We start from the raw sequence: 257 nt of genomic DNA on the forward strand, positions 1-257 counted from the left end.
GGGTGATTAGCTCAGTTGGTAGAGCGTCTGCCTTACACGCAGAATGTCGGCGGTTCGAATCCGTCATCACCCACCACTCTTTTAGCGAAGTGGGCTCTATTTATAAGGGCAAGACGCTAAAAACGACCTAAGCAGCGGTAGTTCAGTTGGTTAGAATACCGGCCTGTCACGCCGGGGGTCGCGGGTTCGAGTCCCGTCCGCTGCGCCATATTTAAAACGAATTTAAACTCTCGAGTTTAAGCAAGTTTCGCCTCAAA

At 51.0% G+C, this 257-nt stretch carries 2 tRNA genes; both read left to right on the forward strand.

From position 1 onward, the window contains the following. Positions 1-76: transfer RNA gene (locus CAN34_RS13940), tRNA-Val, on the forward strand. 55 nt (positions 77-131) lie between these two features. Then, positions 132-208: transfer RNA gene (locus tag CAN34_RS13945), tRNA-Asp, on the forward strand. Positions 209-257: the final 49 nt, after the last annotated feature.

Origin of the sequence: Psychrobacter sp. DAB_AL32B (assembly GCF_002224105.1) — a bacterium.
Taxonomy (GTDB): Bacteria; Pseudomonadota; Gammaproteobacteria; order Pseudomonadales; family Moraxellaceae; genus Psychrobacter.